This window comes from Thiopseudomonas alkaliphila, assembly GCF_001267175.1.
Classification (GTDB): domain Bacteria; phylum Pseudomonadota; class Gammaproteobacteria; order Pseudomonadales; family Pseudomonadaceae; genus Oblitimonas; species Oblitimonas alkaliphila.
In genome coordinates, this window is sequence record NZ_CP012358.1 from 1330367 (window position 1) to 1357287 (window position 26921).

Consider the following 26921-nt stretch of genomic DNA (forward strand, 5'->3'; position numbering starts at 1 on the left):
CCTGCCATGAGATAGCCTTCAATGAATCCTCAACTCTTGATCGTATTAGCCTTACTGGCTTTGGCCATTGTGTTGTTTATCCGCAATAAGCCTGCAATGGATGTGGTCGCGCTGTTAATGCTGGTGGCCTTACCTCTGACCGGCATATTGAGCCTTGAGGAAGCCTTGGCCGGCTTTAGCGATCCTAGCGTGATTGTCATTGCTGCACTCTTTGTTATTGGTGCCGGTTTAGTGCGCACCGGGGTTGCCTATCAGCTAGGTGAATGGCTGATGCGCCATGCAGGAGAGAGCGAAACCCGATTAATTATTTTATTAATGCTCGCCGTGGCGGCATTGGGCTCGATTATGAGTTCAACTGGGGTCGTGGCTATCTTTATCCCTATTGTGTTAAGCATCGCGGCCAAACTTAAGATTTCCACCAGTCGTTTAATGATGCCGCTAAGCTTTGCCGGCTTGATCAGCGGCATGCTGACCTTAGTAGCAACGCCACCGAACATGGTAGTCCACAGTGAGTTAGTCCGTAGTGGCTTAACAGGTTTTAGTTTTTTTGCTTTTGCTCCCATTGGCTTAACCGTATTACTGGTCGGCATTGGTTATATGTTAGTAGTGCGCGGCTGGTTAACTCCACGCTCGGCAACCATCGATAACAGCGAATCACGGCATGGCTTGGCCGATTTAATTAAAGAGTATCGCCTACCTGAACGTGAACGACGACTTAAAGTCCTTCCCCACTCACCACTTACAGGGCAGCTACTCAATGAGTTACAGCTGCGTAAACAATACGGGATTAATGTGATTGGCGTTGAGCGTCAACAACGCTTTCGTAGCGTTCTCCTTGGCGCTACTGGCAGCACAGAAATCCGCGCCGATGATATTCTCTTAGTTGACCTGGCCAGTCCCACCATTGGCTTACAGGGTATTTATTACGAGCTGGGATTAGAGCCTCAAGCCAGGGTCAAAAGTTATTTTGTTACTCACCAGCGTGAACTAGGGTTAGCAGAGGTCATGCTACCGCCTGGCACTTCCTTGGCAGGCAAAACGATTCAGCAATTGGCGTTTCGCAGCACGAAAAAACTTAATGTGATTGGTCTGCGACGTAACCAACAAGCACTCAGCGGCTTACTGGTAGATGAACAATTAAAAGCGGGGGATATTTTATTGGTGGCAGGTAAATGGGTTGATATCCGCCGCTTGCAAAACCAGCAGCGTGATCTATTAGTCCTCACGTTACCGGCGGAAGTCGATGATGTGGCACCGGCTATCAGTCAGGCCCCTTATGCTCTGCTGAGTTTAGCAGTGATGATTGGCTTAATGGTCAGCGGTCTTGTACCCAATGTGCTCGCCGCGCTAATAGGCTGCTTGCTAATGGGCTTATTTCGTTGCATTGATTTAGCCAGCGCCTATAAAAGCATTCATTGGCCAAGTTTGGTATTGATTGTTGGCATGTTGCCCTTTGCCGCGGCCCTACAAAAAACCGGCGGAGTTGATTTAGCCGTGCACGCTTTGCTCAGTATTATGGGCGAAGCGGCGCCGCGGGTGATTTTAGCCAGTTTGTTTTTAGCCACCGCGGTCATTGGCTTGTTTATTTCTAATACCGCCACCGCGGTACTCATGGCGCCAATTGCCATTGCTAGCGCCCAAGCCTTAGGTGCATCACCCTACCCCTTTGCCATGACAGTAGCGGTGGCCGCTTCCGCAGCCTTTATGACGCCGATTTCCTCACCCGTGAATACCTTAGTCCTAGGGCCAGGTAATTATCGGTTTGCGGACTTTGTCCGCGTTGGAGTCCCTTTTACCTTACTGGTGATGCTGGTCAGCGTGATTTTAATTCCTTGGCTGTTTCCACTCTAAGCCTGTGCTAGGGGGGACTTAAGAAACATTCGCCGCTGCACAGTTGGCTGAAAACTCCAGGCAATAAAACGACTAATTTTTTGCCCTTGGCTCATATTAAGCACTTTAATTTCCACTACACCGGATAGTTTTTCTAACTCGCGTTTGGCTTGGCGCACATTATCTTGCTTGGATAATAAGCTAGTAAACCAAGCTACTTGTTGCCCATAACGCTGGCTTTCTCGCACCATGCGCCGAATAAAAGCCACTTCACCACCAGGACACCACAACTCATTACTTTGTCCACCAAAGTTAAGGGTGGGTAATTGCCGCTCTGGCGCTTGCTTGCCTAAGTTCTTCCACTTCCGCCGACTGCCACTGGCCGCCTCTGCCGCTGAGCTATGAAAGGGTGGATTACACAGCGTCAACGCAAAACGCTCATCCGCTTGAATCACCCCAGTAAATAACTGTTTGGGATCCGTTTGTAAGCGTAGCTCAATGGCTGCCTGCAGCTGATTTTGCTGCACAATGTACTGCGCCGAAGCCAAGGCTTGACGATCAATATCCGCCCCCACCATGCGCCAGCCATAATCCAAGTGCCCAAGTAAGGGATAAATACAATTTGCTCCGGTCCCAATATCCAGCACTTTACAGCCTTGTTGAGCCGTGAGTGCAATGCCATCTTCGACCATTAAATCAGCCAAGTTATGCACATAATCACCGCGCCCAGGCACCGGTGGGCACAGATAATTAGGCGGAATATCCCAATAGGTTAATCCGTATAACTGCTTAAGTAACGCGCGATTGAACACCCGCACGGCTTGTGGATCAGCAAAATTAATGCTGGGTTTGCCATAGGGGTTAGTCAACATAAACTGGGCTAATGCCGGCTCGGCCTGAATCAGCTGTGGAAAATTATAACGCCCTTGTTGCCGATTACGCGGATGTAGCTGACTCATAATGCCTTGCTTTCCTTAGCCACTAATCTAGCTGTCCACTAAACACATCATCGAGCTCTGGCTCGCCCGGAATACTGTGCTCTTCATTGGCCCACGCGCCAAAATCGATCAGCTTGCAACGCTCGCTACAAAAAGGGCGATAGATGTTTTCAGCAGTCCAAGCGACGCTTTCACCACAATGAGGACACTCTACTTGGGTCACCTTAGTCATACGGTTTCTCCACTACTTAACGCTAAATACTGTTGATGTAACTGCTGCACTTGCTGCCGAATATGGGTTAGGTCTTGATCATTCACTAGCACATCATCGGCCTGTTCTAAACGCTGTAAACGCGAGAGCTGGGCCTGTAAAATTGCCCGCACTTGCGCTTCGGATACCCCATCACGCTGCATGGTGCGACTGATTTGTAACGCCTCTGGCACATCAATCACCAAGACCCGCTGACAAAGCTGGGTTTGCTGTGTCTCAATCAATAACGGCGAGACTAAAATCGCATAGGGCGATGTCGCTGTGGCTAAGTTAGCCACAATGCGCTGACGAATAATCGGATGCAATAATTGTTCTAGCCATTGGCGCTGTTCAGGTTGCTGAAAAATTATCGCCCGTAATGCTGCACGATCTAATTGCCCATCAGGCTGAATGACCGAAGGCCCAAAGTGTTGAGCTATCGCCACCAAGGCTGGCTCGCCTGGTTCTACCACCCAGCGTGCGGCATCATCGGCATCCACAGTGTGAACGCCAAGCTCTACAAAACAACTGGCAACCGCCGTTTTACCACTGCCAATACCACCGGTTAAACCGACAATCCAAGGTTTGTGCATACTGACCTTACCCTTAAGTTAAAGCTGTATAACTCACAGTCAACTGCTAGACTGCGCGCCTCTTGTTCCTGACTTTTGTGACTGATTTTTTGGCAAGGTTTCTAAATTTTTTCGTTCTTCATTGCTTACCCCAAGCCTTATTGGTGGTTTAATTGCTAGCCCATTTAGCCTTAGCTGCGTGCAGGCTAACCCGCTAGAGCCTATCCCCAGCACACCGGCCTTAATTAAAGCCAGCGAGCCCCATGCCGACTACTTGAATAAACTGAAGTAACTGTATCTGACTCAAGATGAGCGTCAAGCTCTGCAACGGCACCTCAATGACCCACTGGCAGCACAAGCGCTACGCGCTGAATACCAACTCAACCCAAAAAACCGCAACAGTTTAACCTACTCGGTGAGCTATACCGACAGTGCCCAGCTGAACATTTGTCGCGAAAAACGTTACATAGCAACGGGGGCAATCCAAGTTAACACTGAAAAAATTGCCGTATTTGGCATTGATCCAGCTGTGACTTATTGCTTGCCTACAGCAACACTCTACTCAGCACCCTGCGTGACCCAGCCAGCGCCCAAGAAATTAACAACGCCTTATCGGCATTAATCCGCAGCTTACAAAAAACTAAAATCCAAACTAAAAAAATAGGGAAGCCTAGGCTTCCCTTCATTCGAACTTAGCTGCTTATTTTTTAAAAAATAAACGTTGTAGCTCAGCACCCGGATCTTGTGCGCGCATAAAAGCCTCACCGACTAAAAAGGCATACACCTCGTTAATCTCCATGAGCTCAACATCCGCACGATTTAAAATACCGCTCTCGGTAATCACTAATCGATCGGCTGGTACTCGCGGCAATAAATCCATAGTAGTCTCTAACGACACTTCAAAGGTATGCAAGTTGCGGTTATTAATCCCCACCAATGGTGTATCTAGCGTAGTGAGTACCCGTTCTAACTCATCGACATCGTGCACTTCCGCCAACACATCAAGTTCTAACTCTTTGGCGCAGGCAGCTAACTCACTCATTTGCTGATCCGACAAACAAGCGGCAATTAATAAAATGCAATCAGCACCAATCGCTCGAGCTTCTATCACCTGGTAAGGATCAACCATAAAATCCTTACGGATAACTGGCAATTCACAGGCATTACGTGCTTCTTGCAAATAACGATCTGCACCTTGGAAGAAATCAATATCGGTCAACACAGATAAACAGGTCGCGCCACCTTGCTGATAGCTTTGCGCTATTTCTGCAGGATTAAACTCCTCACGCAGAACTCCTTTACTGGGCGAGGCTTTTTTAATCTCAGCGATCACCGCTGGCTTTTTTGCCGCCGCTTGCGCTTGCAGAGCAGCTGCAAATCCGCGCACTGGGCTTTGCTCTCGAATCTGCGCACGTAATTCGCTAAGGCTAACTAGCTGCTGACGCTGGGCTACTTCTTGATGCTTTCGCTGAACAATTTTTTCTAATACGGTTGGCAAACTCATAGCCGTACTACTCCTTAAACACATTAGTAAAGGCCACTAGCTCTTGCAGCTTTTCTAAAGCTAGGCCGGTATAGATGGTGTCATGGGCCAAAGCAATGCCCTGCTTTAAGCTGTCGGCAATATTAGCTGCGTAGAGCGCCGCCCCCGCATTTAAAGCAATCATCTCGGCGGCTTTGTGCGCGTGTTTTCCTTCACGTTTGCCGAGCGCATCTTTAATTAAGGCCGCTGAGGCAGCTGCATCTTCCACTTCAAAACCGATGAGTGATTGGCTATTAATGCCAAAATCTTCCGGTTGCACGCGGTACTCAGTGATTTCACCATCTTTCAGTTCAGCAATAAAGGTCGGCGCGCCCAAACTGATTTCATCCATGCCATCTTGGGCATGCACCACTAATACATGCTCACTGCCTAATCGACGCAGCACTTCGGCTAACGGCCGGCAAAGCTGCCGACTGAACACCCCTAACACCTGATTTTTAACTTGTGCGGGGTTAGCCATCGGTCCCAAGATATTAAATAAGGTACGCATGCCTAAGTCTTGGCGAGGTTTACTGGCATAACGCATGGCACCATGGTGCGCAGGGGCAAACATAAAGCCCACGCCTACATGCTCAATACAGCGCACCACTTGCTCGGCTGTTAACTCCAGATTAATACCAAAAGCTTCTAGCACATCGGCACTGCCACTTTTACCCGAGACTGCACGGTTACCGTGCTTAGCCACCTGGCCACCGGCTGCCGCCACCACAAAGGAAGCCGCAGTGGAGACGTTAAAAATGTTCATTCCATCGCCGCCCGTACCACAGGTGTCGACTAAATGCTCACCTTCAATCAGCACAGGCTCTGCCAGTTCACGCAATACCTGCACAGCGCCGACAATCTCTTCAATGCTTTCACTTTTCATACGCATGCCCATTAAAAAGGCACCAATTTGCGCATCACTGCATTGTCCGGTCATGATTAAACGCATCACTGACTGCATTTCTTCGGTGGATAAATCCAGGTTACTGGCGATACGATTCATCGCTTCCTTGATATTCACTGACGCATTCCCCCTTGTTGCTGTAAGAAGTTGGCCAGTAACTCATGACCTTGTTCGGTTAAAATCGACTCTGGGTGAAATTGCACCCCTTCAATCTGATACTGGGTATGACGCACGCCCATGATCGCCTCTAATTGCCCCTGCTCATCGCTAGTCCAAGCCGTTAACTCTAAGCTCTCAGGTAAGCTGGCCGGATCAATCACCAAAGAATGATAACGGGTCACACTTAGCGGGTTATTCAGACCCTGAAACACCCCCTGATTGACATGGGTTACCAGACTGGTTTTACCGTGCATTGGCTGCGCTGCGCGAACAATAGTGCCGCCAAATACTTGGCCGATGCTCTGATGACCAAGGCACACGCCCAAAATAGGACAAACACCGGCAAACGCTTTGATTACCTCCATCGAAACTCCCGCCTGATTCGGCGTGCAAGGGCCTGGCGATATAACGATGCGCTCCGGGTTTAGTTGCTCAATCGCGGCTAGGTCCAGTTGATCATTTCGTATCACCTGCACTTCTGCGCCTAATTCAGCAAAATACTGCACTAGATTCCAAGTAAAGGAATCATAGTTATCAATCATCAACAACATGGGCGTTCCTTAGTGCGCTGCCATGGTTAGGCAGCGCGATAGCCAATTACAACAGTTCTTTGCGCAGTTGCGCTGGACTCTTAGGCGATAGCAAACCAAAAGGAATATCAAATACCGTTTTAGCGCCAATATCCCCTACGTGATTTAACCGGTGCACAGCGCGGGCATAAGCAACCAACACACTGGAGGTAAACTCAGGGTTACTGCCAAGTGCTAACGAGAACTCAACATTTTGTTGGGTGCCTAAGCCACTTTTACCACTGCGAATCACAAAACCGCCATGCGGCATAGCACTGTGCTCACTAGCTAGCGTCTGCTCGTCAATAAAGTGCACAGTGGTGTCGTAGTCAGCAAAATAGTCAGGCATGGTGACAATCGCTTGCTTCACCGCCTCGGCATCGGCGCCTGCTTCTAGCACCACATAGCACTCACGGGTATGTTTTTCCCGAGTAGAGAGCTCTGGCTGTTCGCCGGCTCGCACGCGGTTCATTGCTTGCTCGGACGGCAAGGTATACTGCACCCCAGCTTTGACTCCCGGCACTCGTCGTACTGCATCGGAGTGACCTTGACTGAGACCTTTACCCCAAAAAGTATAGGTTTCTCCTACCGGTAGTACGCATTCACCGATCAGTCGATTCAGTGAGAATAAGCCTGGATCCCAGCCCACCGATAACAAGGCGGTTTTGCCATGTTCACGGGCGGGCTGATCGACTGCTTCAAAGTACTCAGGAATCTTAGCGTGGGTATCAAAGCTATCGACTGTATTAAACAATGCGGCCAACGCTGGGCCTTGCTCTGGCAGATCACTTTTTGAGCCACCACATAAAATCATCACATCAATTTGCTCGGTGTACTTGGCCACATCTTGCATCGCATATACCGGTACCTCAGCACTCAGCAACTGCACCGAAGCTGGATCGCGGCGACTAAATACCGCCACTAACTCCATATCTTCGTTTTGCCCGATGGCCGCTTCAACTCCACGACCTAGATTGCCGTAACCAGCAATTCCGATTCTGATTTTTTGTGTCATTTTGCTCTCCCGTTGTTTCACTGCACAGCAACAAACTGCGCACTCTAGCGACTACCCCGACTCTGCCTGGCTGGCTCGCTCATTACTTGTGTGGCTGACTGGCTAAAGCCACTGCTTTAAACATCGCACGGCGCTTATTTAAGGTTTCTTCCCACTCTAATTGCGGCTGTGAATCGCTGACAATCCCGGCACCCGCCTGAACATGCAGCTGTCCGTCTTGAATGACCGCGGTGCGAATCGCAATGGCGGTATCCATATTGCCATTCCACGCCAAATAGCCAACTGCTCCGCCATACACGCCACGCTTGACTGGCTCCAACTCATCAATAATTTCCATCGCCCGCACCTTAGGTGCGCCGGATAAGGTACCGGCCGGTAAAATAGAGCGCAGCGCATCCATTGCGTTCAGTTGTGGCTGAATTTGGCCAGTGACATTCGACACTATATGCATTACGTTGGAATAGCGTTCGATAATCATTTTTTCCGTGACCTTAACACTACCGGTTTGCGCCACCTGCCCCACATCATTACGGCCTAAATCGATTAGCATTAAATGCTCAGACAACTCTTTTTTATCGGACAGTAAGTCTTGCTCTAAAGCCAGGTCTTCTTCGTTAGTTGCCCCACGTGGCCGAGTGCCGGCAATTGGGCGCACGGTGACCAAGCCATCTTCAACACGCACTAAAACTTCAGGCGAACTACCCACTACATGGAAGTCACCAAAGTTAAAGAAGTACATATAGGGGGTTGGATTAGAGCTACGTAAAGCACGGTATAAATCAATCGGCGCAGCGGTAAACGGAATCGACATCCGCTGCGAGATCACCACCTGCATGCAGTCACCCGCGGCAATATAGTCCTTAATTTTATTCACCGAGTTTAAATAATCAGCCTGAGTAAAACTGGAAATAAACGCAGGTTCTGGCTGATTAGCTAACTGTGGATTTAATCCTGGGCGCGGCGTAATTGGCTGACGTAGTTGCTCCATCAGCTGATCCAGTTGTAATTGCGCCTGCTGATAGGCATCGTCTTGCTCGGGATCAGCCAATACGATTAAATGCAGTTTACCGGCCAAGTTATCAAACACCACAACAGCTTCTGAAACCAGTAGCAAGATATCAGGATTTTGTAGAGTGTCTTGGCTTGGCGCTGGTCCTAATTTAGGTTGCACATAGCGTACACAATCATAGCCAAAGTAGCCGACTAAGCCGCCATTAAAACGGGGTAAGCCAGCAATATGCGGCACCTGATAGCGCGCCTGAAAGTCTTCAACAAAGGCAAGCGGGTCGGTGGTTTCACATGATTCAATTAGCTCACCTTGGTGATGAATTTCCACTAACTCACCGCGGGCACTAAGAACAGTTTTAGCGGCCAAGCCGATAATCGAGTAACGCCCCCACTTTTCACCGCCCTGAACTGATTCCAAGAGATAACTATTGGGTGCATCGGCAAGTTTTAAATAAATCGATAACGGTGTGTCAAAGTCGGCGAGGGTTTCGCGGGACACAGGAATGCGGTTATAGCCTTGCTCGGCTAAGCATTGAAATTCTTCAAAATTCATAGCAACCTCGTGGTTTGAGGAGGGACAACAAAAATAAGTATGTGCAAACAGGCTCGGCAAAGTTGCCGATAGAATAAATTAGGCGCGCCAGCGCCAACGGCCATTAGCCGCTGGTACATATTTAGTCCACTGTTTGCAAATAACGACCACGAGATTCCCCTTGGTGAGCGGTATGCAGTAAAAGAATAACTAGAACACTAGCCGAAGCACCGACGCAGCGCAACTGCTTTTTTGTTCTAACAATATTATTTAACTTATTCAAAAAAAATGAGCCTTAATCGGCTCACTTTTTTATTTCAGCTAAACTTTATTGCACTAACTCAGCCAAGCTATCAATAATCCAGTCAGGATATTCTTGCTCAATCGGTAAACCATGGTTATAGCCATAGGTTAGCGCGACACTCAATACTCCAGCGGCTTTAGCCGCCAAAATATCATTTCGCGAATCGCCCACAAAGACTGCTTGCTCTGGCTGTACCTTAGCCTGCTGTAAGACCCAATTAATCCCGTAAGGATCAGGTTTACGCTGGGCAAACGTATCTCCACCCACCACCCAGTCAAAAAATTGAGTGAGTCCATGGCGCTCAAACAGCGCTGGCAAAAACTGCTCAGGCTTATTGGTTACTAAAGCCAAGGCAATCCCCTGCTGCTTGAGCGTCGTCAAGGTGGCTAGCACTTGAGGATACAGCACGGTTAAATCATGCTGCTGCTCATATAACTGTAAAAATAAAGTGAGCGCTGCCGCTGCTTCTGCGTTATCTACCGGACTTGCATCGAGCGCATCGGCCAATGCACGGCGCACTAACACCTCTGCACCATTTCCTACCCATAGGCGCACCTTATCGAGGCCCGCTGCCGGGCGTCCAAGCTGCAACAACATTTGATCAGTCGCTGCGGCTAAATCAGGTACCGAATCAACTAAGGTGCCATCTAGATCGAACATGATAAGCTGCGGTAGCTGTCCTGAAAATCGAGTAGTTAAGCCTTGCACAGCTTTTATTTCACCTCCGCTAACTCAGCGCGCATCTGCTGAATCACAGCCTGATAATCAGGCGCATTAAAAATAGCCGACCCAGCGACAAAGGTATCGGCACCGGCTTGGGCAATTTGACGAATGTTCTGCACGTTGACGCCACCATCAACTTCTAAACGAATGGCTTGGCCACTTTGATCAATTAACTGTCTTGCTTGACGCAGCTTTTCTAAGGTATGGGGAATAAATTTTTGCCCACCAAACCCTGGGTTTACGCTCATTAACAACACCATGTCAATTTTATCCATGACATGCTGTAATACATCTAATGACGTCGCTGGATTAAACACTAAACCTGCCTTGCAGCCGCCATCTTTAATCAATTGCAACGAACGATCAATATGCTCGGAAGCCTCAGGGTGAAAGGTAATGTAAGTGGCGCCAGCTTCAATGAAGTCACCAATGATCCGATCCACTGGCTTAACCATTAAGTGCACATCAATCGGCGCTGTCACACCATATTTACGCAACGCACTGCATACCATAGGCCCAATAGTTAGATTAGGCACATAGTGGTTGTCCATTACGTCAAAGTGCACAATATCTGCCCCGGCCGCTAACACACGGTCAACATCTTCACCTAAACGGGCAAAGTCAGCAGATAAAATGGATGGGGCAATAGCATAGGGTTGCATTGATTTTCCTCAAGGCGTGGGAGTCAAAAAAATTAGTTAAATGATAGCCTGAATTGATCGCCCAGCGGCAATTACTCATCATCAGTTAAGACTTGCACCTGTTTTGCGATAATTGCATAGGCAGCATCAGCCAGTTCATTACTGATCGGCTCAACCTTTAATGTACCTTCCACCCACAATGGCTCGTAGATATCGGGCAAGGCAATGCCTTTAGCATAGCGCACTAATACGATTTGATTAGGAGGCGGAGGAGGCACATGAATACATGCCCCAGGATAAGGCACTAAGAAAAACTCAATATAGTCACTTTGCTCATTGGTCTCTAAGGGCACAGGATATCCAGCAAGTGCGATTTGCTTACCATCAAGCGCAGGCACAGTTTTATTAGAAAACATGACCTCAGGCAGGTTTTTATCCTGATTTTTTAGGCCTCCAGGGCTATAAAAGCCACTCTCAGCCTCTGGGCCGGTATGCTCAATTTCTGGCATATTAAGCAACGCCTCAACATCTGAGGCAGGCATTAACTCTAACCAGTCTAATTCTTCAGCAGCCAAAACCCATTGTGCTGCGCTACTTATTAGTAGCACAGCACAAAGCAGCGATTTAAAATTTATTTGCTTAAGCACTGCATAACCATGTTACATCGTTATTTTTTACTGACCATGCCATACACCACCAGAATTACCACGGCACCTACTACAGCACCAATGAAACCTGCGCCTTCACCTGCGTGATAAATTCCCAATGCCTGACCACCATAGGTTGCAGCAAAAGAACCTGCAATACCTAAAATAATCGTCATGATCCAGCCCATAGGATCATCGCCTGGCTTAATAAAGCGTGCAATCAACCCCACTAAAAAGCCAATAACGATCGTGCCAATAATACCCATGATGTGCCTCCATTGATCTGTTTTTATATACGCTAATAAAGACTTATGGAGGCACTGATGGTTCAGATTAATTGGCAATTAACTGCTTAATTTGCTCAATACCCTGCTGTAATTGCGCCATATTGCTACTACGCAAGGTGGCATGCCCTACTTTACGTCCTGCTTTAAAAGCTTTGCCGTAATCGTGCAAATGACAATCTGCCACATTTAACACTTCTGCAGCAGCAGGTATTGAGCCAATAAAGTTAAACATAGCGCTTTCGCCCACTTTCGCCACCGAACCTAGGGGTAATCCGGCAACTGCGCGTAGGTGGTTTTCAAACTGACTGCACTCAGCGCCTTCAATGGTCCAGTGCCCCGAGTTATGAACGCGGGGCGCAATTTCATTGGCTTTAAGACCACCTTCCACTTCAAAGAACTCAAACGCTAACACCCCAACATAATCCAGAGCATCCAGCATGCGTTTGGCGTATTGCTCAGCTAATGCTTGCTGCGGATGATCAGTACTCGCCACCGATAAATACAGAATGCCATTGTGGTGCTCGTTATGGACCAGCGGATAGCAACGGGTTTCACCATCGCGGGCCCGCACAGCGATCAAAGACACTTCACCACTAAAATTGACAAAGCCCTCTAAAATACAGGGTACTTCGCCTAACTCAGCAAAAGCTCCCACCACATCAGCGGCTTCACGGAGTACCTTTTGCCCTTTACCGTCATAACCTAAGGTGCGTGTTTTTAACACCGCAGGCAAGCCAATTTGCGTCACTGCTTGCTCTAAATCAGCTTGGGATAACACATTAGCAAATTCGGTAGTAGGAATTTCCTGCTCTAAAAACAAAGACTTTTCAAACCAACGATCGCGTGCAATACGCAATGCTTCAGCACTTGGGTAAACAGGTAAAAACTGCTCAAGATAGGCAACCGTCTCTGCAGGTACGCTCTCAAACTCAAAGGTCACTAGATCAATAGATTCAGCCAACTCTTTCAGAGCAGCCTGATCACTGTAACCGGCAACGATATGCCGTCCTAAATTCGCTGCACAGGCATCCTTTGCCGGATCTAAAAAACTAAAACTCATTCCCAGTGGAGTACCTGCTAAAGCCAGCATACGACCTAACTGTCCACCACCAATCACACCCACTTTCATAATCAGGCCTCACGTGGATCGGGGTTAGCAAGCACTGTTTCCGTTTGCTCTAAACGGAATTTATTCAATGCCTCATGGTACTCAGGATAAGCCACACCTAAGATACTGGCAGCCATTAACGCAGCATTGACTGCGCCTGCTTTACCAATCGCCATCGTCCCAACCGGTACGCCACCTGGCATTTGCACAATCGATAGCAGTGAGTCAACGCCCGACAACATCGACGATTGCACCGGCACCCCTAATACTGGTAAATGTGTTTTTGACGCACACATACCAGGCAAGTGCGCAGCGCCACCTGCGCCCGCAATAATCACTTTTAAACCTTTATCGGCCGCCTGCTCTGCATAACTAAATAGCAGATCGGGTGTACGGTGTGCTGAAACTACTTGAACCTCATGGGGAATGCCTAATTGTTCTAGCATTTCCACTGTGTGACTCAAGGTGCTCCAGTCTGATTTGGAACCCATAATAACGCCAACCAATGCGCCCATGGTCTAGCCTCTTTTTCTGTGCAAGCGCGAATCCGCGCGGTATAAACAACAAGCCACGCAGTTAAGCGTGGCTAAAATGAATGTTTGTTTAAAAATCTGCTGGATACACTGCTCAAAACGTTCCGCTAAAAAACCAGCACATTTTTAAGGGTGAACAGTATACCTGATAATTTATTGTTTACGAAAAATCCGTTACTCCTGGGCCACTCCTGAGTAGCCACTCCCCCACTGCTTGAGCAAAGTTTGTGGGATGCCCAGTAAATTCAGTACCCGCGCCACAATAAAATCAACCATATCATCCACTGACTGTGGACGCTGATAAAAACCAGGGGACGCCGGTAAAATAACTGCGCCTAAATTTGATAATTTAAGCATGTGCTCAAGATGAATACTCGAGTATGGCGCCTCACGCGGCACAATAATTAGCTGCCGACGCTCTTTTAAGGTGACATCTGCGGCGCGCTCAATAAGGTTATTACAGGCACCACTGGCAATTGCCGAAAGAGTTCCGGTAGAACAAGGAATCACCACCATCGCCGCTGGTGCGCCGGAGCCAGAAGCCACGGGCGACATCCAGTCTTCTTTGCCAAACACCTTGATTTGACCTGGCTTTGCCCCCGTGTACTCAGTTAAAAAGGCTTGCATCGCTTGCGGCTTGGCCGGTAGCTGCACATCGGTTTCGGTCGCAAGTACCAACTGCGCTGCCTTGGAAATTAAAAAATACACCTCGCGCTGCTGCTCAACTAAGCATTGCAGTAAGCGTAAGCCATATTGCGCCCCAGAGGCGCCAGTCATGGCTAAGGTAATACGTTGCGGCCCACTCATGCTTCACCCAATGCTTTTAGCAATAACTGGTGCACTCCAGCAAAACCACCATTACTCATCACCACAATATGGGTATTGGGTTCGCTAGCCGTCACCACGGCATTAACCAGCTCAGACAAATTTTCGTGAACTTGGGTTGGATTAGTTGCATCGGCTACTGCACCAGCTAAATCCCAACCTAAATTGGCTGGCGCATACCAAAACACCTCATCGGCTAACGCTGCCGAAGGCGCCAAGCCTTCTCGGTGTGCACCCAACTTCATGGAGTTAGAGCGCGGCTCAATCACCGCAATAATTTTTGCCGCCCCCACTTGCTTACGCAAACCATCTAAAGTTAATTCGATCGCTGTCGGGTGATGGGCAAAGTCATCATAGACCGTGACCTGCTTAACCGTACCTAGATTTTCCATGCGCCGCTTAACATTCTGGAACTCACTTAAGCCTTCAGCGCCCTGGGCAATGTCAATCCCAACATGACGCGCCGCGGCTAAAGCAGCCAAAGCATTGGCTACGTTATGTAGGCCAGTTAAGGCCCATCTCACTTCACCTTGCACTTTACCCTCAAGCAGCACTTCAAAATGACTGCCATCTGCGGCTAATAAGTGCGCCTGCCACTGACCTTGCTCACCTGTGGTTTGCGTTGGTGTCCAACAGCCTTTGTCGATCACCCGCTGCAACGCAGTTTCTGCCTGTGGATAAATAATCAAACCTTGGCTTGGCACAGTGCGCACTACGTGGTGAAACTGCTTCTCAATATCCGCCAACGAGTCAAAAATATCGGCATGGTCAAATTCCAGGTTGTTTAACACCAAAGTGCGGGGGCGGTAATGGACAAACTTGGAGCGCTTATCAAAAAAGGCGCTGTCATATTCATCGGCTTCCACTACAAAGAAATCCGTCTCACCTAAACGCGCTGACACCCCAAAGTTTTGCGGCACACCGCCAATCAAAAAGCCCGGCTGCATGCCCGCCCACTCAAGTAACCAAGCCAACATACTACTCGTGGTAGTTTTTCCATGAGTACCGGCTACGGCTAACACCCAGCGCCCATGCAACACATGGTCGGCCAGCCACTGTGGACCTGAGGTGTAAGGCAAACCTTTATCTAGCACATATTCAACCGCCGGATTACCCCGCGACATGGCATTACCAATGACCACTAAATCAGGGGCTGGCTGCAAATGCTCCGGCAAATAACCTTGCTGCAACTCAATGCCTTGGGCCTCTAGTTGTGTGCTCATCGGTGGATACACATTGGCATCCGAACCGGTGACACGGTGTCCGAGCTGTTTCGCTAAAATCGCTAAAGAACCCATGAACGTGCCACAGATCCCAAGAATATGAATATGCATAACCACCTCATTAATAACTCTGGCAAAGATTACCACAAAGCAGCTGAAACAAGCCGCTTAAGCGTGGATTAAGGGCCGTGCTGTATTGCATATCTGCTAGTGATTAGGCAGGATGTGGACACTACTCCTAGCTGCATTAAGGGCGCTACCATGAGAATAATTCAAGCCACCCTCGAACATTTAGACGTGCTCACCCCAATGTTTATTCGTTACCGTGAGCTATATGGCGCGATGCCATTAGTTGAAGAATCCAGGGCTTTTCTTGAGCAATGCCTAAGCACCCAACAAGCAGTGGCCTTTCTAGCATTTGATGAAGCCACTGACAAGCTGATGGGCTTTAACCTGCTGTATTTAAGTCATTCGTCATTGTCACTGCGCCCAGTGTGGATTTTAAACGACATCTTTGTCTGCGAAGACTCGCGGCGTAAACAAGTGGCCCGCCATTTAGTGATTCGCGCCAAAGAAGAAGCGATTAAAAACAATGCCGTAAGAATTCGAGTGGCTACCAACAGTGCCAATGAAACCACCCGCAAAATGTACGAGTCGCTAGGCTTTTATGAGAATCATCAACTAACCAACTATATCCTGGCGCTTGAGTGAAGCATTGATTGCACACCCGCCCTGTTCAAGCTTTGTCGAAATAACCTATACTTTACGCACGTTTAACTGTGGATAAATAATCATGAGCTATAACAACATTCCTGCCGGAAAAGATTTACCTAACGATATTTATGTAGCAATCGAGATTCCAGCAAACTCATCGCCAATCAAGTACGAAATTGACACCGAACTCGACTGCTTAATGGTTGACCGCTTTATGGCAACCCCAATGTTCTATCCTGCAAACTATGGCTTTATTCCTAACACCTTAGCCGATGATGGCGACGCTTTAGATGTGCTAGTTGTTACTCCTTACCCAGTAGCTCCTGGTTCGGTGATCCGCGCTCGTCCGGTTGGTGTTCTGCACATGACTGACGAAGCGGGTGGCGATGCCAAGCTGATTGCCGTACCACACGAAAAATTGACCCAACTGTACAATGACGTACAGGAGTACACTGATTTGCCTGCCCTACTACTCGAGCAGATCAAACACTTCTTTGAAAATTACAAAGACTTAGAAAAAGGCAAATGGGTAAAAGTTGAAGGCTGGGGCGATGCAGAAGCTGCCCGCGCCGAGATCACTAAAGCAGTGGCTGCTTTTAACAAGTAAGCACTAACGAAACTGCTTGATCCCTTAAACAGCCGGCGCTCTTTTGCCGGCTGTTTGCATTTTAATGATCCGCCCCGCTTGGGTGTTAATTTAGACCTTAGCTAGCTCAAGGTCACTGCATTAGCGAGATGTTGTTATGGCCCGCAAAAAAGCCACTGCCTCTTTTGAAGAGTCACTTACCGAATTGACTGCTCTGGTAGAAAAAATTGAGCAAGGCGATTTACCCCTAGATAAAGCACTGCAAGTGTTTGAACAAGGAGTTGTACTCACCCGCCAGTGCCAAACCGCCCTCGCCCAAGCCGAGCAAAAAGTTTCTATTTTATTAGCTGATAAAGATCAGTCACCCACTGAGCAACCTTTTGTAGCGGATGAAAAAGCATGATTCAAGCCTATCAACAGCAGTGCCAAGCCTTAGTTGATCAAGCACTCAAGCAACTACTAAGCACTGACAAGCCTGAGCTGACTCGGCTCTATGAAGCCATGCGCTACAGCGTGATGAATGGCGGTAAACGGGTTCGCCCACTCTTGGTTTACGCAGCCTGTGAAGCCTTAGGTGGCGAGCTGAGCACTGCCCATGGTGCTGCCTGCGCAGTAGAGCTCATTCACGCCTATTCGCTGGTGCATGATGACTTGCCTGCAATGGATAACGATGAACTGCGCCGCGGCTTACCTACCACCCATATTGCCTTTGATGAGGCTTACGCGATTTTAGCCGGCGATGCCCTACAATCTTTGGCCTTTGCCGCCATTTGCAACCCTGAACTCTCACCACTTGAGAGCGATTTACGCTTAGCCATGACCCTTGAACTGGCTCAAGCAGCTGGCGCTGAAGGCATGGTCGGTGGACAAGCGATCGATTTAAGTGCAGTAGGCCAGCAACTGAACCAGTCCGCCTTAGAGAATATGCACCAACATAAAACCGGCGCACTGATTGCGGCCAGCATTCGCTTAGGCGCTCTCGCCAGCAACCAAGCCAACCAGCACAACCTCGCTATTCTAGATCAATACGCTAAAGCGATTGGCCTAGCCTTTCAGGTTCAAGATGACATCTTAGATGTAACCAGCGACACCGAAACCCTAGGCAAGCCCCAAGGCAGTGATTTAGAACAGCACAAACCCACCTACCCTAGCCTGATGGGATTGGAAACTGCTAAGCGCTATGCCCAAGAGCTACATCAGCAAGCAATCTCAGCCCTTGAGCAATTGCCAGAGCCGGAGCGTGCACAACCGCTGCGCTTAATTGCAGACTACATTGTGCAAAGAGCCAACTAAGCGACAACACGCACTGGTTAGCAATCCCTTCAAGCCCAGGATGATTCTCACTAAGCACTATTATTAACTTAATAAAGTGCTTAGCTGATGGCTGACATAAATGACAGGCATAAAAAAACGCCTAGCCTAAGCTAAGCGTTGTTTTATGGTGGGTCGTGTAGGGGTCGAACCTACGACCAATTGGTTAAAAGCCAACTGCTCTACCACTGAGCTAACGACCCAAAAATGGTCGGGGTAGGGGGATTCGAACTCCCGACATCCTGCTCCCAAAGCAGGCGCGCTACCGGACTGCGCTATACCCCGAGTGGCTCCGCGACCTGGGCTCGAACCAGGGACCCAATGATTAACAGTCATTTGCTCTGCCGACTGAGCTATCGCGGAACTTCAATCTAGCTTTAGGTTGCTTTCGCTTCCTCCGTGCTAGTGGCGGTGTATTTTATAGAGTTAATTCTCTTTGTCAACCTTTATTTTAACTATTTAAATTTCTTTAAACTTTGCAAAATAGTGGCAAGCAAACTTGCTGTGCTGACAGGGCGCATATACTATTAACACTACATTAACCTGTCAAGCTTTTATTTGTTTTTATTTGCTCCCACTGACTTACTATCAAGCAAACCGGTTTTCTAAAAACTCAACAATTGCCTTGGATTCATACAGCCAAGTCACTTCCCCAGTAGCAGAATCAAGCATCTTCAAGCAAGGTACCTGAATTTTACCGCCTTGCTGCTCTAGCTCTGCACGCGCCAGCGGATCATTTTTAGCATCTTTCAGCTCAATCGATACGTTTAACTCGTGCATTTTACGTCGCACCTTGACGCAAAAAGGACAAGCATGGAACTGATACAACTGGAAACCCTGTACTGCTTGATCCACTTGCTGCTGTTCAGCTGCAGAGCGTTGCTTCTTTTTCGGGCGCGTCACCCAATCAGCAAAAATAATGATTTGCCCCAACCCATTGCGTAATGCTTTAACTAACATCGACCTCACCTTACACTATTCGTTATTGTTAAACCCTAAGGAGGCGCGCAGTGTACCCTAACTAGGATTGACTGCCACACCCCTAGCCTATATCGCCTTTTGAGTGAACCATGCAACCTGCTGACTTAGAAAAACTTGTCACCCGCACTATGCCCTACGGCAAATACCAAGGTCGGCTGATTGCCGACTTACCTGGCCATTACCTTAACTGGTTTGCCCGCACTGGCTTTCCCAAAGGAGAAATTGGTGAACTATTACAGCTGATGCATGAGATTGATCATAACGGCCTCAGCAGCTTACTTATCCCGTTACGAGACAAAACGTACCGGTAAATTGCGCCCTTTAATTTTTCCCTCTTGTAACCGTTGCAGAGCCTTACGCGCCACTGCACGTTCAACCGCCACATAGGCCTGATGATCAAACAGTGAAATTTTTCCCACCTGCGCTCCTGACAATCCGGCATCACCAGTTAAGGCTCCCAAAATATCACCTGGACGTAATTTATGTTTACGCCCTGCCCCAATATTTAAACACTGCATAGCGGGTGTGTAATCTTGGTAGCTTGGTTTTAAAGCTGCTAATGAATACCACGCTAACGGCTCACTCTGCTGGGCTTCAATCGCTGCTGCACGATACGCTTCTTTAGGCGTGACCAAGCTCACGGCAATGCCACTCGCCCCTGCCCGCCCAGTACGACCAATACGGTGGGTGTGCACTTCAGGATCTCGAGCCAACTCAACATTGAGCACCATTGGCAAATCATCAATATCTAAACCACGTGCTGCAACATCTGTTGCCACTAATACCCGCGTACAACGACTGCTAAACAGAGTTAAGACTTTATCGCGATCGCGTTGTTCTAAATCGCCATGCAAGGCCACCGCAGCAATACCTTGTTGCTCAAGATGGGCGACCAACTCATTACACTGCTGTTTAGTTTGGCAAAATGCCACACAACTATCCGGAAGATAATGCCGTAGCAGCTGCTCCACAGCCGTTAAGCGCTGCTCTGGCTGCACCTCGTAAAAGTATTGTTGAATCTGGCTAGCTTGATGCTGACTTTCAACCTTAATCGTCACCGGCTGACGCAAAAATTCTGCCGCAAGCTGCTGAATGCCCACGGGGTAAGTGGCTGAAAATAATAGGGTTTGGCGCTTACTTGGGGTGGCTTGGATAATTTCTTGCATAATGTCAAAAAAACCCATATCCAGCATCCGGTCAGCTTCATCAAGTACTAAGGTTTTTAAACCATTAAAGCTCACCGTACCTTTGCGCAGATGATCCTGAATGCGCCCCGGTGTGCCCACAATAATGTGCGCACCATGCTCCAACGAGCCCACCTGCGGACCAAAAGGGACACCACCACAGAGCGTTAAAATTTTAATATTATCCTGCGCTCTAGCTAAACGGCGTAGCTCTTTAGCCACTTGATCCGCCAGCTCACGAGTTGGGCACAATACCAACGCCTGACAACCAAAATAACGTGGATTTAACTGCTGCAATACACCCAAACCAAAGGCTGCAGTTTTACCACTACCGGTTTTAGCCTGAGCAATAACATCTTGACCTTGCAAGATAGCAGGCAAACTGGCCTGCTGAATCGCTGTCATGGATTGATAGCCCAGCTGCTGAAGATTCTCCAGCATCGCGGGCGAAAGATTAAGAGTGGCAAATGCCGAAGATTGGGACACAAGTTTACCTATTAGATAAAGTATTTATTTAGCTTAACGCTGCTAGCTTTCTACTAGCAGCAACTAAACTGGATTACCCCTGTAAAGGGGTTTTATTTGGCTCACCCGCTATCTCACGCACCAATTTAGGCACCAAATAACCAGGTAAGTTAGCTAATAATTGTTGATGTAACTGTTTGGCTTGAGTTTCTGCCACTTCAAAGTGATGCGCACCCTGCACGCGATCTAAGACATGCAAATAGTACGGCAGCACATCCAGCTCAAATAAGCGTTCACTGAGTTCGATCAGCACCTCAGCGCAATCATTAATATCTTTCAGTAACACACTCTGATTTAACAAGTGAATTCCGCTGCGATGCCAAATAGGCAAACGTTTAGCATGCTCAGTCGATAACTCTTGGGGATGATTTACATGCAACACTAACGTAGTTTTTAAGCGGCTACGTTGCAATAGCGTTAACAGCTCATCGGTTAAGCGCTGCGGAATCACCACCGGCAAACGGCTATGAATTCGAAAACGCCGCACATGGGGAATCGCCGCGATTTGCTCAAGCAGCTCTGCTAAAGCACTATCACTCAGCATTAACGGATCTCCCCCGCTCAGAATCACCTCGCTAATGCTGGAATCCTCTGCAATATATTGCAATTGGTGCTGCCACTGCTCTCGTCCGACTCGATTTTCCTGGTAAGGAAAATGCCTTCTAAAACAATAACGACAATTAATTGCACAACCACTGGCAGCAATCAGTAGCACTCGGCCCCGATATTTGTGGATAATACCTTTCTGCACATTAGTGACTTGTTCACCTAGCGGATCAACGCCAAACCCCTCAACCTGCTGCAGCTCGTGCTGCACAGGCAGTATTTGACGCAGCAGTGGATCATTCCAATCCCCTTTTTGCATACGCGCGACAAAGGTTGGCGGCACCAATAAAGGAAACGCCAACTTTGTACGGAGCGTGCGCTCAATCTGGCTTGTATCAAGCGCTAACTGTGTGATTAGCTCGGCTACGGTTTTTACCGACTGAGCTAATATCTGCTGCCAACTCATGCCCTGATATTCATCATGAGTTTGCGTTATAATATGCATTTTGCAGGACCTTAAAACAGGACATTGGAATGGCTAACTATTCTACCAACGAATTCAAACCAGGACTTCGCGTACTGGTGGAAAACGAACCATGCATCATGATTGATGTTGAGTTTGTTAAACCAGGTAAAGGCCAAGCTTTTACTCGCGTTAAAATGCGTAACATCCGCACCGACCGTGTTTGGGAGCGTACGTTCAAATCAGGCGAGAGCGTAGAAAGCGCCGATATTAACGACCGCGATATGGAATACCTCTACACCGACGGTGAGTTCTGGCACTTTATGGCAACTGATGGTTCGTTTGAGCAAATCGCTGCGAGCGAGCAAGCCTTAGGCGACACCAAAAAATGGTTAAAAGAGCAGGAAGTATACAACATCATGCTGTTCAATGAATCAGTTGTTAGCGTCACTGCACCTAACTTTATTGAGTTAGAAGTGACTGAAACTGATCCAGGCCTAAAAGGCGATACAGCGCAAGGTGGTACTAAGCCTGCAACCTTAAGTACAGGCGCGGTGGTACGGGTTCCACTGTTTATTACTATCGGTGAAAAACTAAAAATTGATACCCGCTCTGGCGAATACGTCAGCCGCGCGTAAGCAGTTAGCCTTTCCCGTTTTTCCTAAAGGGAGTCTGTTGACTCCCTTTTTTGTGTCTTGAGTACGAGTTTTCTATGCACAACTGGCAACCCTCGGCCACTCGCGAAGCACTCTTCGCTCGCCAAGCCCTATATCAAACAATTCGCCATTTTTTTGCCCAGCGCAAGGTGTTAGAAGTCGAAACCCCACTGCTGACTTTAGCGCCAGTAGCTGATCCCAACATCACCCCAATGCACTGTGAAGGCCGCTGGCTACACACCTCCCCAGAGTATGCAATGAAGCGCTTACTTTGCGCTGGCTTTGGAGATATTTACCAAATTTGCAAAGTGTTTCGTCAGGGCGAAGCCGGCCGTCGCCATAACCCCGAATTTACTATGCTGGAATGGTACCGCGTCGACTGGTCATTAGCGCAACTTATTGAGGAAGTAGCAGAGCTTATGCAACGGCTACTCAAGCCACGCTTTACCGAGTTACCTATACTGCACCTGAGCTATGCAGAAGCCATGCAAGCCTATGCTGATCTAGATGTGCATCATACCGATGATCAAAACATTGCCTCATTGGGCCAGCAACTGGCCAATGCTGATTTAGCACTGAGCCGCGACGGCTGGCTGGATATCATTATGAGTCATCAGGTAGAGCCTAACCTTCCGGCCAATACCTTGGTCTTTATTGATTACTTTCCAGCCTCACAAGCAGCATTAGCCAAAGTTATTGAACGGGACGGCATCGCTGTTGCCGAGCGGTTTGAGCTGTTCTTTAATGGCATGGAATTGGCCAATGGTTACCATGAGCTGACTGATCCAAAAATCCAACGCCAGCGCTTTAACCAAGAATTACAAGGCACCGACCGGCCTTGCGATGAGCTGTTACTACAAGCCTTAGAAGTAGGCTTACCCGACAGTTCTGGCGTTGCCCTAGGTTTAGATCGGGTGCTGCTGCACCTATTAGATTGTAAAGAGATCGCCCAGGTACTCAGTTTTGACTGGAGCCGTGCCTAACTGTTAACCGATTGCAGCTTTTAGTCAGCGATTGTTTTACAGTGCAAGGACGCACCTATTGATTATGGAGCTGCACCATGAGCCTTCCTGCTGCCTTTCTAGCTGCTATTGAGCAACGTCTACCGCAACAGCGTCTATTTACTGACCCGTTAAGCACCCTCACCTTCGGTACCGATGCCAGTTTTTATCGACTGATTCCCAAGCTGGTCATTCGAGTTGAGAGCGAGGCAGAGGTGGTGTTTATTTTGCAGCAAGCCAGCTTACATCAAGTACCCGTAACCTTTCGGGCTGCGGGCACCAGCTTATCAGGGCAAGCGATCAGTGATTCAGTACTTATTGTGCTGGGTGATCACTGGAATGCTAAACAACTGCTAGAAGATGGCAGAAAAATCCGCCTACAGCCTGGCGTAATTGGCGCCCAAGCCAATGCCGCTCTGGCGCACTTGCAACGCAAAATAGGGCCTGATCCAGCATCGATTAATGCGGCTAAAATTGGCGGGATTGTCGCTAACAACTCCAGCGGCATGTGTTGTGGTACTGCACAAAACAGTTATCACACACTGGCTGGTATGCGCTTGGTACTAGCCGATGGCAGCATTTTGGATACGGAGTCAGAAACCAGTCGAAAACAGTTTCGCCAATCTCATCAAACATTATTAGACCAGCTTGCTCAATTAGCTACTGAGACTAAAAGCAATCAACAGCTGGCAAACAAAATTCGCCATAAATATCGGCTAAAAAACACCACCGGTTTGTCGCTCAATGCGCTCATCGACTTTACTGATCCGCTGGATATTTTAATGCACTTACTGGTGGGCTCTGAAGGCACCCTTGGTTTTGTCAGCTCAGTCACCTATCGCACCGTTCCCGACTACCCACATAAAGCCGTGGCGTTAGTGGTATTTCCTGATATTGATACCTGCTGCCAAGCGGTTGTTACACTAAAACAGCAACCCGTCTCCGCCGTTGAGTTATTGGATCGGCGCAGCTTACGTTCTGTGCAGTTTATGCAAGGGATGCCAACGTGGATTCAAGAACTGTCGGAGAGCGCTTGTGCCTTACTCATTGAATCCAATGCGCCCGATCAAGCCACCTTAAGCACACAACTGGAGCACATCACCGATAGCCTAGCTAGCTATCCACAAGAGCAGCAGGTTGCCTTTACTCAAGACCCCAGCACCTACCAATTATTGTGGCGGATGCGTAAAGATACCTTTCCTGCAGTCGGCGCGGTACGCGAAAATGGCACTACCGTCATTATCGAAGACGTTACTTTTCCACTAGAAGTCTTGGCCCAGGGGGTTAAGCGCCTACTCGCCTTACTCGATAAACATCAATATGACGAAGCGATTTTGTTCGGCCATGCGCTCGAAGGCAACCTACATTTTGTATTTACTCAGCGCTTTGATAGCCCAGAAGCTATCGCTCGCTACTCCGCCTTTATGCAAGAGGTCAGCCAGTTAGTGGCAGTGGAGTTTGGTGGCGCACTCAAAGCTGAGCATGGTACAGGACGTAATATGGCTCCTTTCGTTGAGCTGGAATGGGGGCATGATGCTTATCAACTGATGTGGAAAATTAAACATCTGCTCGACCCACTGGGAATTTTAAACCCAGACGTGGTGCTTTCTAAAGATCCACAGATTCACTTAAAGCATCTCAAGCCACTACCTGAAGCGGATCCGATAGTGGATAAGTGTATTGAATGTGGCTTTTGCGAGCCGGTATGCCCATCTAACGGACTCACGCTCACTCCGCGCCAGCGTATTGTTGCTTGGCGTGATATCCAACAGAAAAAACGCCAAGGACAGAACACCCAAGCCCTTGAAACGGCTTATCAATATCAGGCTATTGACAGCTGTGCAGCGACCGGATTATGCGCGCAGCGTTGTCCGGTAGGGATTAATACCGGTGAGTTAATGCGTCAATTGCGTACACAACAAACCCAAAGCCCGCGCCTTGCACAAACCCTTGCCCGTCACTTTAGCGCGACAGTTACGGCTACGCGCTGGCTATTAACTAGCGCTGAATTAGCTCGCAAGGTGCTTGGCGCACCACGGCTTAATCGCTGGACCACACAACTCCATCAGCGCTATGCTTCAGTCCCTGTATATTTAACTGCTATGCCCACGGCGGCTAAGTCTGTGCCGTTGGCGCGACCAACAACAGCTGATAGCGCACAGGATAAAGTGGTTTATTTTAGCTCGTGCGTTTCCAATAACATGGGACCTAGTCATTTAGATCCAGAACAAACTCCACTACGTGAAAAAACGCTACAGCTGCTCACTAAAGCAGGATTTGAGGTAATTATTCCAGAGCAGCCCGGCAGCCTGTGCTGTGGTCAACCCTTTGCCTCAAAGGGCTACCCTGAACAGGCCCAGCAGCATCTCAATCAACTGGCATTAGCCTTGCTGCATGCCAGCCAACAGGGCAAGTACCCGATTTACTGCGATACCAGTCCTTGCAGCTTACGCTTAATTCAGCAAGTGGCTGATCCACGCCTAGCCATTTATGACTCACCGGCTTTCTTGCAACAATTTGTTCTGCCTAGGTTAAAGATCACTCGGCAACAAGCCCCGATTAGCTTACACATCACCTGCAGCTCTCAACATTTAGCCCAAAGCAGCGATCTATTAGCCATTGCTCAGGCCTGCGCTGAGCAAGTGATCGTGCCTGAAGGGATTTATTGCTGCGGCTTTGCTGGCGATAAAGGCTTTACTGTGCCAGAACTCAATCAGCATGCACTGCGCAACTTGGCACCCCAAGTGCAAGGCTGCCAGCAGGGTTTTAGTAGCAGCCGAACCTGTGAAATTGGCTTATCTAGTTACAGCGGACTGAGTTATCAGCACTTAGTGTATTTGCTAGATAAGATTAGTCAGCCGCTGTAGAGCGGCGAAATACCACGATCTTGGTGGTGTTTTTTTGCACCACTTGATCGTGCTGATTTTTAGTTTCGCTCTGATAGGTCACAATTCCCATCTCGGGTTTAGAGGCGGAAGGCTTGATCTCGGTGATACAAACTTCGACATGTAGCTGATCACCTGCACGGGTGGGCATCGGCCAACTGACCTGACTCTCTAAACCAATCAAGCCATTAGCCACCGGAAAACACTCACTCCATAAACGCATGGTGATGCCAGCGGTTTGCCAGCCACTGGCTGCCAAACCATTAAACACGGTGACTTGTGCTGCTTGCGGGTCTAAATGAAATGGCTGCGGATCATACAGATTGGCAAATTCTAATAAGCTGTCTAAGGTTAATTCATAACTGCGACTGGTAAAACGATCGCCTACGGCTAAATCGTCTAAGTACAAGGGGGTAAGATTGGTCATTGAGTTCTCCTATATTTGCCCTAGGATAAAGCAGCTTTAATAAAACTCG

At 48.4% G+C, this 26921-nt stretch carries 29 protein-coding genes and 3 tRNA genes; 9 read left to right on the forward strand and 23 right to left on the reverse strand.

What is annotated here, in order from left to right:
• The first annotated feature begins 21 nt into the window (after positions 1-21).
• Entirely contained in the window at positions 22-1851 is a 1830-nt protein-coding gene (locus tag AKN87_RS06445; RefSeq protein WP_053102852.1) for an SLC13 family permease, read from the forward strand.
• Here AKN87_RS06445 and rlmF read toward each other — a convergent pair.
• From rlmF to mpl, 16 genes are all read right to left on the reverse strand, one after another.
• Positions 1848-2789: a 23S rRNA (adenine(1618)-N(6))-methyltransferase RlmF gene (gene rlmF / locus AKN87_RS06450; protein ID WP_053102853.1), complete on the reverse strand. Its 942-nt coding sequence runs from the start codon at positions 2787-2789 to the stop codon at positions 1848-1850. The genes AKN87_RS06445 and rlmF overlap by 4 nt on opposite strands.
• Before the next feature lie 22 nt (positions 2790-2811).
• On the reverse strand, positions 2812-3000 hold the full coding sequence (gene yacG / locus AKN87_RS06455) for a DNA gyrase inhibitor YacG (RefSeq protein ID WP_053102854.1): 189 nt from the start codon (positions 2998-3000) through the stop codon (positions 2812-2814).
• On the reverse strand, positions 2997-3611 hold the full coding sequence (coaE, locus tag AKN87_RS06460; protein WP_053102855.1) for a dephospho-CoA kinase: 615 nt from the start codon (positions 3609-3611) through the stop codon (positions 2997-2999). The genes yacG and coaE overlap by 4 nt, the downstream gene beginning before the upstream one ends.
• A 679-nt stretch (positions 3612-4290) precedes the next feature.
• Entirely contained in the window at positions 4291-5094 is an 804-nt protein-coding gene (gene trpC, locus AKN87_RS06465) for an indole-3-glycerol phosphate synthase TrpC (RefSeq protein WP_053102856.1), read from the reverse strand.
• Positions 5095-5101: 7 nt separating this feature from the next.
• Positions 5102-6136: an anthranilate phosphoribosyltransferase gene (trpD, locus tag AKN87_RS06470; RefSeq protein WP_053100438.1), complete on the reverse strand. Its 1035-nt coding sequence runs from the start codon at positions 6134-6136 to the stop codon at positions 5102-5104.
• The gene (locus AKN87_RS06475; protein ID WP_053102857.1) at positions 6133-6729 is read right to left on the reverse strand and encodes an anthranilate synthase component II; all 597 of its coding nucleotides are present in this window, start codon (positions 6727-6729) and stop codon (positions 6133-6135) included. Before AKN87_RS06475 ends, trpD begins: the two co-directional genes overlap by 4 nt.
• A gap of 46 nt (positions 6730-6775) precedes the next feature.
• Positions 6776-7762, reverse strand: a complete 987-nt coding sequence (locus AKN87_RS06480; RefSeq protein ID WP_053102858.1) for a diaminopimelate dehydrogenase — start codon at positions 7760-7762, stop codon at positions 6776-6778.
• A gap of 82 nt (positions 7763-7844) precedes the next feature.
• A complete protein-coding gene (trpE, locus tag AKN87_RS06485; protein ID WP_053102859.1) occupies positions 7845-9323 on the reverse strand; it encodes an anthranilate synthase component I in 1479 nt (492 codons plus the stop codon).
• 307 nt (positions 9324-9630) lie between these two features.
• Positions 9631-10266 (reverse strand): phosphoglycolate phosphatase, encoded by a 636-nt coding sequence (locus AKN87_RS06490; protein ID WP_053103638.1) that lies wholly within the window; start codon positions 10264-10266, stop codon positions 9631-9633.
• Between the two features lie 53 nt (positions 10267-10319).
• Positions 10320-10991 carry a ribulose-phosphate 3-epimerase gene (rpe, locus tag AKN87_RS06495; RefSeq protein ID WP_053102860.1) on the reverse strand — a complete coding sequence of 224 codons (672 nt, stop codon included), beginning with the start codon at positions 10989-10991 and terminating at the stop codon, positions 10320-10322.
• A 71-nt stretch (positions 10992-11062) separates the two neighbouring features.
• Positions 11063-11605, reverse strand: coding sequence for a DUF3299 domain-containing protein (locus AKN87_RS06500; RefSeq protein WP_053103639.1), 543 nt, complete (start codon positions 11603-11605; stop codon positions 11063-11065).
• Positions 11606-11637: 32 nt separating this feature from the next.
• Positions 11638-11883 (reverse strand): GlsB/YeaQ/YmgE family stress response membrane protein, encoded by a 246-nt coding sequence (locus tag AKN87_RS06505; RefSeq protein WP_053102861.1) that lies wholly within the window; start codon positions 11881-11883, stop codon positions 11638-11640.
• A gap of 67 nt (positions 11884-11950) precedes the next feature.
• Entirely contained in the window at positions 11951-13033 is a 1083-nt protein-coding gene (locus AKN87_RS06510; protein ID WP_053102862.1) for a 5-(carboxyamino)imidazole ribonucleotide synthase, read from the reverse strand.
• Between the two features lie 2 nt (positions 13034-13035).
• Entirely contained in the window at positions 13036-13527 is a 492-nt protein-coding gene (gene purE, locus AKN87_RS06515) for a 5-(carboxyamino)imidazole ribonucleotide mutase (protein WP_053100455.1), read from the reverse strand.
• Between the two features lie 192 nt (positions 13528-13719).
• Entirely contained in the window at positions 13720-14352 is a 633-nt protein-coding gene (ubiX, locus tag AKN87_RS06520; RefSeq protein ID WP_053100456.1) for a flavin prenyltransferase UbiX, read from the reverse strand.
• The gene (gene mpl, locus AKN87_RS06525) at positions 14349-15704 is read right to left on the reverse strand and encodes a UDP-N-acetylmuramate:L-alanyl-gamma-D-glutamyl-meso-diaminopimelate ligase (RefSeq protein WP_053102863.1); all 1356 of its coding nucleotides are present in this window, start codon (positions 15702-15704) and stop codon (positions 14349-14351) included. Before mpl ends, ubiX begins: the two co-directional genes overlap by 4 nt.
• Before the next feature lie 150 nt (positions 15705-15854).
• Between mpl and AKN87_RS06530 the strand changes: the two genes are divergently transcribed.
• From AKN87_RS06530 to ispA, 4 genes are all read left to right on the forward strand, one after another.
• Entirely contained in the window at positions 15855-16304 is a 450-nt protein-coding gene (locus tag AKN87_RS06530; RefSeq protein WP_053100458.1) for a GNAT family N-acetyltransferase, read from the forward strand.
• An 82-nt stretch (positions 16305-16386) separates the two neighbouring features.
• Positions 16387-16914 (forward strand): inorganic diphosphatase, encoded by a 528-nt coding sequence (ppa, locus tag AKN87_RS06535; protein ID WP_053100459.1) that lies wholly within the window; start codon positions 16387-16389, stop codon positions 16912-16914.
• 136 nt (positions 16915-17050) lie between these two features.
• Positions 17051-17296, forward strand: coding sequence for an exodeoxyribonuclease VII small subunit (locus tag AKN87_RS06540; RefSeq protein ID WP_053102864.1), 246 nt, complete (start codon positions 17051-17053; stop codon positions 17294-17296).
• The gene (gene ispA / locus AKN87_RS06545; protein WP_053102865.1) at positions 17293-18186 is read left to right on the forward strand and encodes a (2E,6E)-farnesyl diphosphate synthase; all 894 of its coding nucleotides are present in this window, start codon (positions 17293-17295) and stop codon (positions 18184-18186) included. The genes AKN87_RS06540 and ispA overlap by 4 nt, the downstream gene beginning before the upstream one ends.
• Positions 18187-18332: 146 nt before the next feature.
• Here ispA and AKN87_RS06550 read toward each other — a convergent pair.
• The 4 genes from AKN87_RS06550 to AKN87_RS06565 form a co-directional block, all read right to left on the reverse strand.
• Positions 18333-18407: transfer RNA gene (locus AKN87_RS06550), tRNA-Lys, on the reverse strand.
• 5 nt (positions 18408-18412) lie between these two features.
• Positions 18413-18489, reverse strand: a tRNA-Pro gene (locus AKN87_RS06555).
• A 2-nt stretch (positions 18490-18491) separates the two neighbouring features.
• A tRNA-Asn gene (locus tag AKN87_RS06560) sits at positions 18492-18567 on the reverse strand.
• Positions 18568-18792: 225 nt separating this feature from the next.
• On the reverse strand, positions 18793-19164 hold the full coding sequence (locus tag AKN87_RS06565; protein WP_053100462.1) for a glutaredoxin domain-containing protein: 372 nt from the start codon (positions 19162-19164) through the stop codon (positions 18793-18795).
• Between the two features lie 110 nt (positions 19165-19274).
• Here AKN87_RS06565 and AKN87_RS06570 point away from each other — a divergent pair, with 110 nt between their 5' ends.
• The gene (locus AKN87_RS06570; protein ID WP_053100463.1) at positions 19275-19496 is read left to right on the forward strand and encodes a DUF3820 family protein; all 222 of its coding nucleotides are present in this window, start codon (positions 19275-19277) and stop codon (positions 19494-19496) included.
• Here the strand turns inward: AKN87_RS06570 and dbpA are convergent.
• Both dbpA and epmB read right to left on the reverse strand, forming a co-directional pair.
• On the reverse strand, positions 19473-20810 hold the full coding sequence (gene dbpA / locus AKN87_RS06575) for an ATP-dependent RNA helicase DbpA (RefSeq protein ID WP_053103640.1): 1338 nt from the start codon (positions 20808-20810) through the stop codon (positions 19473-19475). The genes AKN87_RS06570 and dbpA overlap by 24 nt on opposite strands.
• Before the next feature lie 118 nt (positions 20811-20928).
• A complete protein-coding gene (gene epmB, locus AKN87_RS06580) occupies positions 20929-21945 on the reverse strand; it encodes an EF-P beta-lysylation protein EpmB (protein WP_053100464.1) in 1017 nt (338 codons plus the stop codon).
• 29 nt (positions 21946-21974) lie between these two features.
• On the opposite strand from epmB, the gene efp reads away from it, so the two are divergent.
• From efp to AKN87_RS06595, 3 genes are all read left to right on the forward strand, one after another.
• Positions 21975-22541 carry an elongation factor P gene (gene efp / locus AKN87_RS06585; RefSeq protein WP_053100465.1) on the forward strand — a complete coding sequence of 189 codons (567 nt, stop codon included), beginning with the start codon at positions 21975-21977 and terminating at the stop codon, positions 22539-22541.
• A 74-nt stretch (positions 22542-22615) separates the two neighbouring features.
• A complete protein-coding gene (gene epmA, locus AKN87_RS06590; RefSeq protein ID WP_053102866.1) occupies positions 22616-23542 on the forward strand; it encodes an EF-P lysine aminoacylase EpmA in 927 nt (308 codons plus the stop codon).
• 77 nt (positions 23543-23619) lie between these two features.
• Positions 23620-26427, forward strand: a complete 2808-nt coding sequence (locus AKN87_RS06595) for an FAD-binding and (Fe-S)-binding domain-containing protein (protein ID WP_053102867.1) — start codon at positions 23620-23622, stop codon at positions 26425-26427.
• On the opposite strand, the gene AKN87_RS06600 is transcribed toward AKN87_RS06595, so the two are convergent.
• Positions 26411-26872, reverse strand: a complete 462-nt coding sequence (locus tag AKN87_RS06600) for a MaoC family dehydratase (protein ID WP_053102868.1) — start codon at positions 26870-26872, stop codon at positions 26411-26413. The genes AKN87_RS06595 and AKN87_RS06600 overlap by 17 nt on opposite strands.
• Positions 26873-26921 lie beyond the last annotated feature (49 nt).